General features: G+C 72.2%; 13 protein-coding genes. 11 read left to right on the top strand and 2 right to left on the bottom strand.

Annotated elements, in window-relative coordinates; all coding sequences use genetic code 11:
- Positions 1–41: 41 nt before the first annotated feature.
- From ACFT2C_RS10735 to ACFT2C_RS10725, 3 genes are all read left to right on the top strand, one after another.
- Entirely contained in the window at positions 42–506 is a 465-nt protein-coding gene (locus tag ACFT2C_RS10735; RefSeq protein WP_377207035.1) for a hypothetical protein, read from the top strand.
- Positions 507–581: 75 nt separating this feature from the next.
- On the top strand, positions 582–1,082 hold the full coding sequence (locus ACFT2C_RS10730) for an NUDIX domain-containing protein (RefSeq protein WP_377207034.1): 501 nt from the start codon (positions 582–584) through the stop codon (positions 1,080–1,082).
- A 9-nt stretch (positions 1,083–1,091) separates the two neighbouring features.
- Positions 1,092–1,556 carry a hypothetical protein gene (locus ACFT2C_RS10725; RefSeq protein ID WP_377207033.1) on the top strand — a complete coding sequence of 155 codons (465 nt, stop codon included), beginning with the start codon at positions 1,092–1,094 and terminating at the stop codon, positions 1,554–1,556.
- Between the two features lie 9 nt (positions 1,557–1,565).
- On the opposite strand, the gene ACFT2C_RS10720 is transcribed toward ACFT2C_RS10725, so the two are convergent.
- Positions 1,566–3,113 (bottom strand): NAD(P)H-quinone dehydrogenase, encoded by a 1,548-nt coding sequence (locus ACFT2C_RS10720; RefSeq protein WP_377207032.1) that lies wholly within the window; start codon positions 3,111–3,113, stop codon positions 1,566–1,568.
- An 88-nt stretch (positions 3,114–3,201) separates the two neighbouring features.
- Here ACFT2C_RS10720 and ACFT2C_RS10715 point away from each other — a divergent pair, with 88 nt between their 5' ends.
- Positions 3,202–4,041, top strand: coding sequence for a purine-nucleoside phosphorylase (locus ACFT2C_RS10715; RefSeq protein ID WP_377207031.1), 840 nt, complete (start codon positions 3,202–3,204; stop codon positions 4,039–4,041).
- On the top strand, positions 4,041–5,828 hold the full coding sequence (locus tag ACFT2C_RS10710) for a phospho-sugar mutase (protein ID WP_377207030.1): 1,788 nt from the start codon (positions 4,041–4,043) through the stop codon (positions 5,826–5,828). The genes ACFT2C_RS10715 and ACFT2C_RS10710 overlap by 1 nt, the downstream gene beginning before the upstream one ends.
- Before the next feature lie 48 nt (positions 5,829–5,876).
- Here ACFT2C_RS10710 and ACFT2C_RS10705 read toward each other — a convergent pair whose 3' ends face one another.
- The gene (locus tag ACFT2C_RS10705) at positions 5,877–6,947 is read right to left on the bottom strand and encodes an LCP family protein (RefSeq protein ID WP_377207029.1); all 1,071 of its coding nucleotides are present in this window, start codon (positions 6,945–6,947) and stop codon (positions 5,877–5,879) included.
- A gap of 135 nt (positions 6,948–7,082) precedes the next feature.
- On the opposite strand from ACFT2C_RS10705, the gene ACFT2C_RS10700 reads away from it, so the two are divergent.
- Genes ACFT2C_RS10700 through ACFT2C_RS10675 form a run of 6 tightly spaced genes read left to right on the top strand, consistent with a single transcriptional unit; the run spans position 7,083 to position 15,083 of the window.
- On the top strand, positions 7,083–8,393 hold the full coding sequence (locus ACFT2C_RS10700) for a glycosyltransferase family 4 protein (RefSeq protein ID WP_377207028.1): 1,311 nt from the start codon (positions 7,083–7,085) through the stop codon (positions 8,391–8,393).
- Positions 8,393–10,159 (top strand): glycosyltransferase, encoded by a 1,767-nt coding sequence (locus tag ACFT2C_RS10695; RefSeq protein ID WP_377207027.1) that lies wholly within the window; start codon positions 8,393–8,395, stop codon positions 10,157–10,159. Before ACFT2C_RS10700 ends, ACFT2C_RS10695 begins: the two co-directional genes overlap by 1 nt.
- Entirely contained in the window at positions 10,156–11,055 is a 900-nt protein-coding gene (locus tag ACFT2C_RS10690) for an ABC transporter permease (RefSeq protein WP_377207026.1), read from the top strand. The genes ACFT2C_RS10695 and ACFT2C_RS10690 overlap by 4 nt, the downstream gene beginning before the upstream one ends.
- Positions 11,045–12,172, top strand: coding sequence for an ABC transporter ATP-binding protein (locus tag ACFT2C_RS10685; protein ID WP_377207025.1), 1,128 nt, complete (start codon positions 11,045–11,047; stop codon positions 12,170–12,172). The genes ACFT2C_RS10690 and ACFT2C_RS10685 overlap by 11 nt, the downstream gene beginning before the upstream one ends.
- Positions 12,169–13,362 (top strand): non-hydrolyzing UDP-N-acetylglucosamine 2-epimerase, encoded by a 1,194-nt coding sequence (gene wecB, locus ACFT2C_RS10680; protein WP_377207024.1) that lies wholly within the window; start codon positions 12,169–12,171, stop codon positions 13,360–13,362. Before ACFT2C_RS10685 ends, wecB begins: the two co-directional genes overlap by 4 nt.
- The gene (locus ACFT2C_RS10675) at positions 13,359–15,083 is read left to right on the top strand and encodes a DUF6270 domain-containing protein (protein ID WP_377207023.1); all 1,725 of its coding nucleotides are present in this window, start codon (positions 13,359–13,361) and stop codon (positions 15,081–15,083) included. Before wecB ends, ACFT2C_RS10675 begins: the two co-directional genes overlap by 4 nt.
- Positions 15,084–15,086: the final 3 nt, after the last annotated feature.

Raw genomic sequence — 15,086 nt, 5'->3', positions numbered from 1 at the left:
CGGGTCAAAAAGGTCGCAGTTGATCCGCTAGATTTTGCGGCGTGACCCATGTCGTGACACTCAGCCCCGAAGAGGCCATCGCCCTCGTCCGTCCTCGCAAGACCCTTCCGTCGTTCGTCAGCGATCTGACCTGCGACGACGGCGTCATCTCCGTGACGGCGGACCTGCGCCGCCTCACCTACGCCCCGCTCCCCGTCAAGATCGCGGCCAAGGCCGTCCCCGTCATGCACGCGTCAGCGCGGATCACGTCGTTCTCGCAGAACATCGCGGTGCTCGACGTCGACGCCGACGCGGCCGGCCTGCCCGCCACCAAGCTGCTCCCGCTCGCTTCGGGCACCATCGCCAAGATGGTGAAGAAGAGCGGCCTGCCCGAGCACTCGGTGCAGCTCCGCAAGGACGGCACCGTCTCCCTCGACGTGCGCGCCCTGATGCGCGGCTCGTTCACCGAGGTGACCGGCTTCCGCCTCGAGGACGGCAAGGTCGTCGTCGAGGGCGTACCCGCCTGAGCCCGAGCCGAAGGTGCAGCACAGGGTGCGGGTCGGTCGCTGACAGTTTCGGCTCCGACCTGACAGACTGACGCCGTGCCGAACGCGACCGTACCCCCGACCGATCTACACCGGCACGGCGGTGACGGCTGGGTGACCTGCGGGAACCACCGCCACTGGGGCCTGTTCGGCGCCGCGGGACTGCTGCTCGTCCGGCGGGACGCCGACGGGGCGCCGTCGCACCTGGTGCTCCAGCACCGCGCCCTGTGGTCGCACATGGGCGGCACCTGGGGCATCCCCGGCGGCGCCCTCGCCCCGGACGAGAAGCCGTCGGCGGGCGCCCTGCGCGAGGCCGCCGAGGAGGCAGCCATCGACCCGGCGGCCGTGCACGTCGTGGGCACCCACGTGCTGGAGCACCCGGCCTGGACCTACACGACCGTCGTGGCCGACGTCGCCCCGGGGTACCGCATCGAGCCGCGCGCCGCCGACCCCGAGAGCCTGGAGGTGCGCTGGGTGGGGCTCGGCGACGTCGGTTCGCTGACCCTGCTGCCCGCGTTCGGCGATGCCCTGCCCCGGCTGCTCACCATGCTGGGTTAGGGTCGAATCGTGCATATCCGGATCGCTCCCGAAGAGGTGCTCGGCCTGGCGAGGATCGCCAAGCAGGCCCCGCCCATCATCACGTCCGTCGTCGGCGACGGGGACGCGATCCGCGTGGTCGCGGACCTGCGCCGCCTCGAGACCCTCCCCGGCCCGCTCAAGCTGGCCGTGAAGATCGCGCCGATAGTGCGCGCGGACGTCAGGCTGGCCGCCTTCGAGCGCGGCGTCGCCACGCTGACCGTCGAGGTGAACGCCGCCGGCCTGCCGGCGCACCGGCTGCTCAGCCTCGCCGCGGCGCCCATCGAGCAGGAGGTCGCGAAGCAGGGGCTGCCCCCGGGCGTCGTGGACGTGCAGCCGGACGCGCGGATCGCCGTCGACGTCGAGCGCCTGCTGGAGGCCAAGGTCCCGGGCCTCACGGTCTCGCACGTCAAGATCGAGGACGGCCGCATCATCCTCGACGCTTCCGTCGCCTAGCGCCGAGGGCTACTTGCCCACTCGGGCGTCGAGGACGCGCGCGCCCTCCGCGATCGAGCCCGACAGCGACGGGTAGATCGTGAACGCCGAGGCGACGTCCTCCACCGTGAGCCGGTGCTGCACCGCCAGCGTGATCGGGAAGATCAGCTCCGACGCGCGGGGCGCCACCACGACGCCGCCGAGCACCACGCCCGCCTCGGGGTGCGCGAACAGCTTCACGAACCCGTCCCTGATGCCGAGCATCTTGGCGCGCGGGTTGCGCGCGAGCGGCAGCGTCGTCGTGATGTATCGCGAGCTCTGCGCGCGCAGCTTCTCCTCGCTGTAGCCGACGGTCGCGATCTCGGGCGCGGTGAAGATGTTGGAGGCGACCGTGCGCAGCGCGAGCGGCTGGACGGCGTCGCCCAGGGCGTGCGCCACGGCGATCCGCCCCTGCATGGCGGCCACGGACGCGAGCGGGAGGACGCCGGTGCAGTCGCCGGACGCGTAGATCCCCCGCACCGACGTGCGTGATACCCGGTCCACGACGACGTGCCCGGACTCCGACAGCCGCACGCCCGCCTCCTGCAGCCCGAGGCCCGACGTCGCGGGCACGCCGCCGACCGCCACGAGCACGTGCGATCCGTGCACCACGCGCCCGTCGGACAGCGTCACCTCGACACCGTCGTCGGTGCGCACCGCGGACGCCGCTCGCGAGCGGGACAGCACGGTCATGCCCCGGCCCCGGAACACGCCCTCGAGCAGCTCGGCGGCGTCCTCGTCCTCGCCGGGCAGCACGCGGTCGCGGCTGGAGACGAGCACCACGTCCGACCCGAGCGCGTTGTACGCGCCCGCGAACTCGGCGCCCGTGACGCCCGAGCCCACCACGATCAGCCGCTCGGGCAGCTCCCGCAGGTTGTACATCTGGGTCCAGGTGAGGATGCGCTCGCCGTCGGGCACCGCGGTGGGCAGGGTGCGCGGGGTCGCGCCGAGCGCGAGGAGGATCGAGTCCGCGTCGAGCGCGGTCGTCGAGCCGTCCGGCAGGTCCGCCACCACACGCGAAGGCCCGTCCAGGCGCCCCTTCCCGACGATGATCCGGATACCCTCGCGCTCCAGCCGGCCGCGGATGTCGGCGCTCTGCGCCCCCGCGAGCGCGAGCACGCGCTTGTTCACGGCCTGCAGGTCCACGAAGTGCTTGCGCTTCTCCGCCGTCCCGGCCGCCGACGCCGCTGCCTGCACGCCCGCACCGCTCAGCGTGGGGGCGGCGTAGGCGGACACCACGGGGATGCCGCCGGTCGCGAGCGAGACGTCGACGTCGGACAGCGGGTCCACGACGTCGTCGGGCATGCGGATGCCGAGCTCGGGGGCGCGGTCGGCGATGGTCATCCACTCGGCGGTCGCGATGAGGGTCTTGGAGGGGACGACGTCGGTCAGCACCGCCGCGCCGCCCAGGCCCTGCTGCTCCACCACGGTGACCCGCGCTCCGTGGCTGCGGGCCACGAGCGCCGCCTCGTACCCGCCGGGGCCACCTCCCACGACGACGACGTGGTGCGGGACTGCTGTGGGATCGAGGGGGGTCACGGCTCCATTCTCGCATCGTCGGCGACCGCTCAGAAGTTGCCCCCCGTATGGGCGCGTGCCAGGAGGAAAGTGGCGATAACCTCGGACCATGAGTACGGACCTGGATCTGGACGACCCGACGACCGACCCGTTCGACGTCGCTGCAGCCGCCGCTGAGTACATCGCGGCCAAGACCGGGGTGCCGGAGCACGACATCGCGCTCGTCCTCGGCTCCGGCTGGGGTGGCGCGGCCGAGCTGATCGGCGATGTCGTCGCGGAGATCCCCACCGCCGAGATCCCCGGCTTCGTGCAGCCCGCGGTCCAGGGCCACCGGTCCACCACGCGTTCGGTCCGCATCGAGCGGCCCGACGGCGCGGTGCGGTACGCGCTCGTGCTCGGCTCCCGCACGCACCTCTACGAGGGCCTCGGGATTCGTCGCGTGGCGCACGGCGTCCGCACGGCGGCGGCCGCCGGCTGCGAGACCGTGATCCTCACGAACGGCTGCGGCAGCGTGCACATCGGCTGGCGTCCCGGGCAGGTCGTGCTCATCAAGGACCACCTGAACTTCACGGGGCAGACCCCGCTCGAGGGCGCCAAGTTCGCCGACATGACCAACATCTACACGCCGCGCCTGCGCGACGTCGCCCGGAGCGTGGACCCGGACCTGCCCGAGGGCGTGTACGCGCAGTTCCACGGCCCGCAGTACGAGACCCCGGCCGAGGTCAAGATGGCGAGCCTGATGGGCGCCGACCTCGTCGGCATGTCGACGGCGATGGAGGCCGTCGCCGCCCGGCACTGCCGCATGGACGTCCTCGGCATCTCGCTGGCCACCAACCTGGCCGCCGGGATCAGCCCGCACCCCCTCTCCCACGAGGAGGTGCTGGAGGCGGGCCGCGAGGCCGGGCCGCGGATCAGCGACCTGCTCGCCCGCGTGATCAAGCAGATCTGATGGCCATGTCCTCAAACACGCCGACCGCCACCGGGACCCTCTCGGCGCCCGACCTCGTCGCGCGCGCCGAGTCCTGGATGGCGGCCGATGTCGACGACGCCGACGTCGCCGACCTGCGTAACCTCGTCTCGAAGGCCGACCACCCCGACGTGGGCAGCGACGCGCTCGCCGAGCTGGCCGACCGGTTCTCCGGCCCGCTCCAGTTCGGCACCGCCGGGCTGCGCGGTGCGATGGCCGCCGGGCCGAACCGGATGAACCGGGCGGTGGTGATCGCCGCCGCCGCGGGCCTGGGGGCCTTCCTCACCGCCGAGATCGGCGGGGGGACCCCGCGCGTGGTGATCGGCTTCGACGCCCGCCACCGCTCTGCCGACTTCGCCCGCGACACGGCCGCCGTCCTCGTCGCGGTCGGGGCCGAGGTACTGCTGATGCCTGCACCGGGCCCCACGCCCGTGCTCGCCTTCGCGGTGCGTCACCTGTCCGCCGACGCCGGTGTGATGGTCACCGCGAGCCACAACCCGGCGGCCGACAACGGCTACAAGGTGTATCTCGGCGGGCGGGTCGTCGCCGACGCGGGGCAGGGCGCGCAGATCGTCCCGCCCTACGACGCCCTCATCGCCGGCGAGATCGCCCTCGTGCGCGCCGCGAAGGACGTGCGGCGCGCCGACTCCGGCTGGACCGTGCTCGACCAGGAGATCACCGAGGAGTACCACGCCGCCGTCGCCACCCTGCACGACGGCGAGCCCCGCGCCCGGCTCCGCATCGTCACCACGTCGCTGCACGGCGTGGGCGGCGACGCCGTCGCGCGGGTGCTGGCCGAGGCCGGCTTCACCGACGTCGTCCCCGTGGAGGAGCAGGCCGAGCCCGACCCGGACTTCCCCACCGTGTCGTTCCCCAACCCGGAGGAGCCGGGCGCCATCGACATGGCGCTCGCTCTGGCGCAGGACGCCCACGCGGACCTCGTCATCGCCAACGACCCCGACGCGGACCGCTGCGCCGTCGCCGTGCTCGACCCGCAGTACGGCACGTACCAGGGCGCGGAGACCGCGTTCTCCCAGGGCTGGCGCATGCTGCACGGCGACGAGGTGGGCATGCTGCTCGGCTGGGACGCGGCCGAGCGGGCCGCGCGCTCCGGCCGGGGCGGCGCGCTCGCGTGCTCCATCGTGTCCTCCCGGGCGCTGGCGGCCATCGCGTCCCGGCACGGCCTGGACCACGCCACGACGCTCACCGGCTTCAAGTGGATCTCCCGTACGCCCGACCTGGTGTTCGGCTACGAGGAGGCGCTCGGCTACTGCGTGGACCCCGAGCACGTGCGGGACAAGGACGGGCTGTCGGCGGCGGTCGCCGTAGCGCAGCTCGCCAGCAGGCTGGCCGCCGAGGGCCGCACCCTCCTGGACCGGCTCGACGACGTGGCGCGCGCCTGCGGGCTCTACGTCACCGGCCAGGTGTCCGCGCGGTTCGACGACCTGGCCCTGATCGAGTCGACGATGTCTGCGCTGCGCACGTCGCCGCCGTCGGCCCTGGCGGGCTCGCCCGTCGACTCGGTGCGCGACCTCGCCGAAGGTATGAACGGCCTGCCGCCCACGGACGGCGTGGTCCTGCTGACCGCGGACGACACGCGGGTCATCGTGCGGCCCAGCGGTACCGAGCCCAAGGTCAAGTGCTACATCGAGGTGGTCTCGGCGGTCGACCCGGACGCCTCCGCCGGCGCGCTGTCCGCGGCCCGCGTCGCGGCGCGGGCCCGGCTGGCCCGGGTGCAGGCGGACCTCAGCTCGGTCCTGGGGCTCTGACCACCCCGCCGTCTCCAAGAGCCGGCGGGGCCGGTCACGCCGGAGCGACTACTGCACGACTGCGGGCAACAGGTCCATCGTGTCCTCGTTGGCGGCCAGGAAGTCCGGCACCTTGTCCTTCGCCACGGCCTGCATGAGCGGGTCGAACGCAGCGCGGTCAAGCACGACTATCGACTGCCCGTCAGCGCTGCGTCCCGTGCCCGTGTAGGGGGCGGTCATGAACGTGATGTCGTTCGTAGAGATCTCCCGGGCGCTGTCGAACAGCTCCTGCATCTTATCGATGGTGAGCGCCTCGTCCACCGCCACCGAGCTGGTGACGGCCTCGAAGAAGCGCGTCATCTTCAGGGGGTCGCTCCGGTTGTTGTTGACCTTCGCGACGATGGCCCGCATCCAGGCCTGCTGCCGCTGCACGCGGCCGAAGTCACCGTTCGCCAGGGCGTGCCGCTCGCGCGTGAAGGCGAGCGCCTCCTCCCCCGTCATCGCCTGCCGCACCGAGCCGCCAGCGCCGTCGGGCACCGTGATCAGAACGCCGCCCAGGGAGTCGGTGAGGGTGGTGAAGGACTCGAAGTCGGTCACCGCGAAGTGGTCGATGCGCACGCCCGTCAGGTCCTCGACGGTCCGGATCATGAGGGTCGGGCCCCCGTAGGAGAACGCGGCATTGATCTTCGCCTCCCCGTAGCCCGGGATAGGCACCCACGAGTCGCGCGGGATCGAGATCGCGGCGGCCGACTGCCGGTCGGCGGACAGGTGCACGAGCATGATCGCGTCGGTGCGCTGCGCGCCGGCCTCCCACGCCGACGGGTCGCCTGCCGAGATCCGGCTGTCGGAGCCGAGCACCAGGATGTTCACGGGCGCGGTCGGCCCGTCCGCCGGCGAGGCGCTGGGCCGCGTCGAGGGATCGATCTCGGCGAACGGGTCGAGCCGCTCCACGTTGTCGTCGAGCGACATCCGGTAGCCGAAGTAGGCCGCGGTCGCGCCACCGCCGACGAGCAGGAGCGCGCCCGCGACGATCCCGGCGACGAATCCTTTGCTCCGGCGGGCGCGACGTGCGTGACGCACGTCACCGTCGACGGGATTGGGTGCGGTGAGGAGATCGCCCACGCGATCGGGTGCAGCCATGGTCGGTGATCTTAGTGGCGATTTCTACGCAAAAGCCGTCTACTACTCTGTGCCCTGCACCGCAACCGGAGAGTGTCCTCAGGGCTGACGAGACGGTGGACCCTGACGAGCCGCCAGACAGAACGGAGAGTCGCAGTGATCGCTCGTGCGAGAAACCAGCAGAACCGCGCGATTCTCCTTGTCACACACCACTTTGCGCCCGAGACGGGGGCACCCCAGAGGCGCTGGAGCGCCCTCGCAAACTACCTCATTCCGGTCGGATATCCGGTAATTGTCCTCGCGCCCCCGCCGCACTATCCCTCGGGAAAGTTCACCCACTCTTCACCCGATCTCCTGCCCGGCTCAGTGACGACGGGACGCCACGGCGAAAAGATCGTCCGAGTGAATTTCCGCGAACATTCTCACGGGCTCGGCTCGCGCATCGCCGACCAGCTGGTCGCCGCGGTCAGCTCGGTGCTACGCGGTGTGGGGCCCGCGGTCGGCCGGCCGGCCGTCGTCATCGCGACGGTTCCCGGCATCCCGAGCGTCGCCGCCGGCTGGGCACTCGCCCGCTGGTACCGGGCCCGGCTGATCGTGGAGATGCGCGACGCCTGGCCCGACCTCATCCAGCCGAGCGGCATCCTGCTGCGCCGGGACCGGCCCGGCGGCCTGCGCCGCCGCCTGCGCGACCTCGCGGCCCGCGTGGTGCATCGCGCCGTCACACGGCTGCAGTCCAGGGCGGACCTCGTGGTCACCACCACTGCCGCGTTCGCCGAGGTGCTGCGGTCGCGCGGCGTCCGCAACGTCGCGGTGGTGCGCAACGGGACCGCGCTCACGCCGGTCCGCGAGCACGCACCCGTGTCCCTGGCAGGCCGTCCGCTGCGCGCCGTCTACGCGGGCACGATCGGGCGGTCGCAAGGCCTGGACGTGATGGTGCGCGCCGCCGCCCTGGTCCAGGAGCGCGGGTACGCGCTGGACGTGCGCATAGTAGGACACGGCAAGGAGCTGGAACCGCTGCAGCTCCTGGCGGCCGAGCTCGGCGCACCGGTCCGGGTGGAGCCTTCCGTGCCGTCGACCCAGGTGCGCGATCTGTACGCGTGGGCCGACACCGCCGTCGTCTCCCTGCAGGACTGGGAACCGTTCGAGTGGACGGTCCCGTCCAAGCTGTACGAGGTCATGGCCTCCGGCGTCGTCGCCTCCGCGTGCCTTGCGGGCGAGGCGGCCGACCTGGTCACCGCGAACGGCGCGGGCGCCGTCGTGCGCCCCGGCGACGTCGAGGGCCTCGCAGACCTGTGGTGCGGCTGGTTGTCCGCCGGCGTCGTGCCCGCCGCCTCGCCCGACGCCGCCGCCTGGGTCGCGGAGCACGCGAGCGACGCGGTGCTGGGCCACCGGTACACCGAGCTGCTCGACGAGCTGCTCCCGCACCCGCTGTTCCGCGCGGAGCCCGATCACGGGTCGCGGTACTGATGGCACGACCGATGCAGCGCGCGGGCGAGCTCACGCGAAACCTTCGATACACCGCGTCCTTCGTTGCCCGGACGCTCGTGGAAGACCCCCTGTGGCTGGCCGTCCAGGCCGCCCGGCGGGCGCCCGAGCGGCTGCGCAGGCCGCTCGTGCGGGCCCTCGGCACCGCGCCCGCGCCGTCCGCCCCGCACGCGCTCGGCCGGATGCTGGCGGGCGACGCCGCAGGTGCCGCGGACGAGGCGGAGCGGCTGCTGGCCCGGCGCGACGGCCGTGGCCTGCGGGTCGCGGCGGAGGTCGCCGTGGCGGTGGGTCGCCCCGAGCTGGTCGACGACGTCGATGCGGCCGGTCCCGCGCGCTACCGCGCCGCCTGGCTGCTGGGCGACGTCGAGGCGATCGGGCCGGACGCCCCGGCCGGGCTGCGCGCCCAGGCCTCCGAGCTGCAGCCCGAACCCCCGCCCGAACCGCAGCACGCGGCCCCCGGCCCTCGTCCCGGCGTCACATCCGGGAGTGCCGTCGGGGCACCCTCCGACGCGGACCGCCCGAGTTCCGTCACCGTCCTGCACCACCTCACCAACTCGTTGCCTCACACGCAGAGCGGCTACACGCTGCGCTCGCACGCGATCCTGGTGGCGCAGCGTGCCCATGGGCTCGCCGCGTCCGCCACGACGCGCCCCGGCTACCCGCTGACCATCGGGTCCCTCACCGCACGCGGGACGGACGTCGTGGACGGCGTTCCCTACCGCCGGCTGATCCCGGACCGCGCGGTGTCCGACGCCACGCTCCGGGCCACCCAGGAGACCGACCTGCTGGTCGAGGCCGCCCGGGAGGCGAAGGCGGACGTGCTGCACACCACGACGCCGTCGGCCGTCGGGACGCTGGCCCGCGCGGCGGCGCGACAGCTCGGGATCCCCTGGGTCTACGAGGTCCGCGGCCTGCCCGAGGAGACCTGGGTTGCCGCGCACGGCACGACGGCGGCGCGCGACCGGGCGGCGGCGTCGGGCCGCCGGGCGCTGATGCGGGCGAAGGAGACCGAGCTCGCGCTCACCGCCGACGCCGTGGTGACGCTCAGCGGGACCATGCGCGACGAGCTCGTCGCACGTGGCGTGCCCGCGGACCACATCACGGTGGTGTCGAACGCCGTGCCGGACACCCTGCTCACCACCCAGCACCCGACGCCGGAGGCGGCGCGCGCCACGCTGGGGCTGCCGGCGGGACCCGCCATCGGCACGGTGAGCAGCCTGGTCGACTACGAGGGCCTGGAGACCGTGGTCCGCACGGTCGCGGCGCTCCGCGCCCGCGGCCAGGACGTGACGGGCCTCCTGGTGGGCGACGGCGTCTCGCGGCCCGGGCTGGCGCGCCTCGCCCGCGAGCTGGGCGTGGCCGACCACGTACTGCTCCCCGGACGGGTGCCGCCCGACGTCGCACTGACCTGGCTGGCCGCGCTCGACGTCGTGCTGGTACCCCGACGCGACCACCAGGTCACCCGCCTGGTGACGCCGCTCAAGCCCGTCGAGGCCATGGCCGTCGGGCGCCCGGTGGTCGCGAGCGCCCTGCCCGCGCTCGTCGAGGCGGTGGGCGGCGCGGGGCTGCACGTCGATGCCGACGACATGGAGGGCTGGGCCGAGACTGTCGGCTCGCTCCTGGACGACGCCGGACGGCGTGCCGAGCTGGTCGAGCTGGGCCGCAAGGTGGCCGCTGAGAGGACATGGGTGAGGAACGCGGAGACGTATCTGGGCGTCTACCGGGGGTGCCTGGGGGTGGCGGCATGAGCGGGCCCGAGACCGGGTCGTACTCCGCGCTGTTCGACGCGTCGCCGACGACCACGAAGCTGGTGACTCTCGGCAACCTGTCCCGTGTCGGCGCGCGGCCCCCGCTGGGGCAGTACGTGCGGCTGCTGTGGGCGCGCCGGCACTTCCTGTGGGCGGACGCGCGGGCGAAGGTCACCAGCGGGACGCGGCAGAGCCTGCTGGGCAACGCGTGGATGGTGCTGAACCCACTGCTCAACGGGCTCGCGTACTACCTGATCTTCGGCCTGCTGATGAAGAGCTCGCGGGGCATCGACAACTTCATCGGGTACCTGCTGATCGGCGTGTTCCTGTTCCAGTTCACCACCCAGTCGATCAACGGTGGTGCGCGCTCCGTGCAGTCCGGCAAGAACCTGATCCGGGCCTTCACGTTCCCGCGCGCGGCGCTGCCGATCTCCGTGGTGCTGCGCAACGTGCTCAACCTGGGTCCCACGCTGGTGACCCTGGCCGCACTCATCTACTTCGTGCCCCCGGCCGAGGAGTACACCTGGCGCATCGCGCTGGTGGCGGCCGCCCTGGCACTCCAGGTCATGTTCACCACGGGGCTGTCGCTCCTGGTGGCCCGGTGGGCAGCGGCGCTGCCGGACATCACGAACCTCATCGGCATGGTGATGCGCATCTGGCTGTACGGGTCGGCGGTGTTCTTCTCGTTCGACCACCTCCTCGCCGACAAGCCCGACCTGAAGATATGGCTCGAGGCGAACCCGATGTTCATCGTGCTGGACATCGTGCGGGACTGCGTCCTGTACGCGACCACACCCGACCCGATGCGCTGGGTGTGGCTCGGCGGCTGGGCCGTCGGCACGCTCTTGATCGGGTTCGTCACCTTCTGGCGGGCGGAGGAGACCTATGGCCGCTGACCTCGACTACCCGATGCCGCCGCCGCTCCGGCAGAACGGCCCCGCCTCGATACCGGTGCCCGTCCAGCACCCGCACTCGGGGACGATACCGATGTCGGTGCAGGCCCCGCCGCACACCGGCCAGCTCGCCGCCGTCGGCCCGCGGTCCGGGGGCACCCCCGTGCTGTGGCCCACGGTGGCGGTGCAGGGCCTGCGGATGTTCTACCGGACGCCGTCGACGGACACGACCCGCGGTCGCCGCGCCAAGCTGAAGCGCGCGGTGCTCAACGCCGTGGGCCAGGAGCCCAAGGTGACGGTGCGCGCCCTGACGGACATCTCGTTCGTCGCGAACTCCGGCGAGCAGATCGGCCTGGTGGGCCAGAACGGCTCCGGCAAGAGCACCCTCCTGCGGATCATCGCCGGACTGGAGAAGCCCACCAAGGGCCAGGTGCTGGCGGAGAGCACGCCCGTGCTCATCGGCGTGAACGCCGCCCTGGTCCCCGACCTGCCCGGTGAGGAGAACGTGCGCCTCGGCTGCCTCGCCATGGGCCTGTCCCCCGCGGAGGCGCGAGCCGCGATGCCCGACGTCATCGAGCTGGCCGGCCTGGGCAAGTCGATCTACCTGCCCATGCGCACCTACTCCTCCGGCATGGCGGCGCGCCTGCGCTTCGCTATCGCGACGGCGGCGCGCCCGCACATCCTGCTCATCGACGAGGCCCTGGCCACCGGCGACGCCGCGTTCAAGGAGCGCAGCGAGGCCCGCATGGAGAGGCTGCGCGAGCAGGCCGGCACGGTCTTCCTGGTCAGCCACGCGGCGCAGACCATCGAGGAGTCCTGCACCCGCGCCCTCTGGCTGCACCACGGCCGCCTGGTGCTCGACGGCGAGGCGCAGGACGTCGCCGTCCGGTACCGCAAGTGGGCGTGGGCCCACGCGAAGGACAAGCCCAAGGAGGCCAGGAAGGTCCTCGAGGGCGCGTTCGCCGAACGACGGGAGACGGAGGTGCGGTTCGACACGCCCGAGCTGCCCAAGGGGCGAGTGCGCCAGCGACACGCCCGGCCGACAGGCCGCGACGCCAAGCAGGCCAGGGCAGCGGCCGCGCGAGCCGCCACGCTGCTGGCCGGGACGGACGGCCAATGACCCGCCCGCTCGTCATGACGATCTACGGGACCCGTCCCGAAGCCATCAAGGTCGCCCCGGTCATCACGGCGCTCGAGGCCGACGACCGGTTCGACTCGCTGACCGTCGTCACCGGCCAGCATCGGGAGATGCTCGACCAGGTCAATGACGTCTTCGGCATCGTGCCCGACCACGACCTGGACGTCATGAGCCACGGCCAGACGCTCGGGCAGATCTTTGCGCGCGTCATGACCCGGCTCGACCCGATTCTGGAGGCTCACCGGCCCGACGCCGTCATCGTGCAGGGCGACACGTCGACGTCGGCGGCCGCCGCGCTCGCCGCGTTCTACCGGCAGATCCCGGTGGTCCACCTGGAGGCGGGCCTGCGCAGCGGCGACATCGCATCACCGTTCCCGGAGGAGGCGAACCGGAAGATCACCTCCCAGATCGCCTCCCTGCACCTCGCGCCCACGCTGCGGAGCCTGGCCAACCTCGTGGCCGAAGGAGTCCGGCTCGAGAACATCGTCGTGACCGGCAACACCGTCATCGACGCGCTGTACCTCGCCGTCGAGAACCGGACGGCGTTCACGGACCCGGCCGTCGAGCGCGTCGCGGCGTCGGGACGCCGGATCATGCTGGTGACCACGCACCGTCGGGAGAACTGGGGCGCCGCCATGGAGGGCGTGGGCCGCGCCCTGGCGCGGATCGCCCGGCGGTTCCCCGACACGGAGATCGTGCTGCCGGTACACCGCAACCCCGTGGTGCGCGGCACCGTGCTGCCGCACCTCGACGGACTGCCGAACGTGACCGTGACCGAACCGCTCGGTTACGGCGAGTTCACGCACCTGCTCTCGGTGTCGACGATGGTGCTCACGGACTCCGGGGGGCTCCAGGAGGAGGCACCGAGCCTCGGCAAGCCGGTCCTGGTGATGCGCGAGAACACCGAGCGACCCGAGGCGGTCGAGGCCGGCACCGCCCGGCTGATCGGAACCGCCGAGGAACGCATAGTGGCCGAGGTGAACCGCCTGCTGACGAACGATTCCGCGTACGCGGCCATGGCGCAGGCGATCAACCCGTACGGCGACGGGCGCAGCGCGGGCCGCGTGCTCGACGCCACGGCGCGCATGCTCGCACCCGCGCTGCCCGGCCTGCCGCCGCACCTCGATCTGGACGAAGAATTCACGACAGCTACCGCAGAGGGTGGGGCATGAGCAAGACCAGGGTCTTTATCTACGGCTCGTGCGTGTCACGAGACACATTCGAGCACCTCGACCCCGACCTGTTCCAGCTCGTCGAGTACGTGGCACGGCAGTCGGCGCTCAGTGCGACCACCCACCCCGTCGAGACGCTCGCTCCGCCGACGCTCGAGTCCCCGTTCCAGCAGCGGATGATCACGGGCGACTTCCAGTCGAGCTTGCGGCCGTTGCTCGTGCAGCGCGCGGGCGAGATCGACGTGCTGCTGATCGACCTGACCGACGAACGGCTCGGCGCCTACCTCCTGCCGGACGGCACCGTCGTCACCCGGTCGGTCGAGCTCATCGAGTCCGGTGCGGAGCGTCTGCTGCCGCCGGGCTCCCACCACCTGGCGTTCGGTACTCAGCAGCACTACGAGTACTGGTCCGGCGCCGTCCGGGCGCTGGGCGACGCCATCCGCAAGACGCTCCCGCAGGTCTCGGTGGCACTCCTCGACATCCCGTGGGCGGAGTGGTCGGAGAACGGCCGGCCGACGCCGAGCTCGTTCGGGGTGAGCGCCGCGGACGCGAACCCCGTCCTGCGGTCCTACATCGAGGTCGCGGCGCAGGCGCTCGGCGCTCACGTGATCTCGCTGGACCCCGCCGAGGTCCTGTCCGGGCCGCACCACCCCTGGGGCGACGCGCCGTTCCACTACGCGGAGAAGGTGTACCTGGAGGCGGTGCGCCGGCTGACCGGGATCGACGGCCGGGTCGTTTGGGGGCCGGGAGCCCAGGTGCCCTCGGGGGCGCAGGTCTCGGTCCCGAGCGCACCGACGCGCGCGACGCGCGTGTCGGTGCGCGAGCGCCGGGCGCCGAGCGGCACCGGCCAGCAGGCTCAGGCGCCGGCCCAGCGGGCGCCGGCCGGAAAGGCGCCTGCCCAGCCGCTCCGCCGGCTCGAGGGCGGCCCGAGCTTCCTGATCGCGGGCACGCAGCGCGGTGGGACCCAGTGGCTGCAGCACCAGCTCAACCGTCATCCGCACCTCCATGTGGCCAAGGACTCCACCCCGTTCTTCAGCCAGCCCGGACGGCTCACCAAGGACGACGAGATCCAGAAGTTCCTCAAGCCCTTCGCCGGCGCCAAGAAGCCGCTGCTGGGCCACCGCTCACCGGGGTACTTCTGGGTGGCCGACCCCAAGAGCAAGTTCTCGACGCCACGCAAGCTGGGCACTGCCGGTGCGATCCGGGACATGCTGGATCCGAACGCTCCCGTCCTGCTCAGCCTGCGCAACCCCGTCGAACGTGCGATCTCGGCCTACTGGCGACACTTCTCGAATGCCGACATCGAGCTGGGCGCCGGAATCTTCCAGACCCCGGCCCGGCTGGGAATCGTCGACCGCGGCTTCTACCGGCGGCACTACGAGGACTGGGCCCGCACGCTCGGCCCGGAACGCCTGCACGTGCTCGTCTTCGACGACCTCGTCGATCGTCCGCGTAAGTACCTGCAGGAGGCGCTCGGCGCCCTGCGTGTCGGGGACGCACCAGAGTTCTGGGGGTCTCTCAAGCCCAAGGTCAAGATCGGCAACGTGGGCTGGCTCCCGCAGTTCAAGAAGCAGAGCCCCATCACCGCTCAGGAAATTGCGGCGCTCCAGGCGCTCTACGCCGACGACATCAGATTCATGGAGGAATTGCTCGGCCGCAAGCTGCCGAAATGGCACAACGTTGGTCATCTCATCAAGCAGTACACCGCCGAAGGAAAGTAGACC

The sequence above is a fragment of the Promicromonospora sp. NPDC057138 genome (assembly GCF_042670845.1).
In the GTDB taxonomy this organism is placed as follows: Bacteria; Actinomycetota; Actinomycetes; order Actinomycetales; family Cellulomonadaceae; genus Promicromonospora.
The sequence above is the reverse complement of the archived record's forward strand: the minus strand, read 5'-3'. Positions and strand labels throughout refer to the sequence as shown.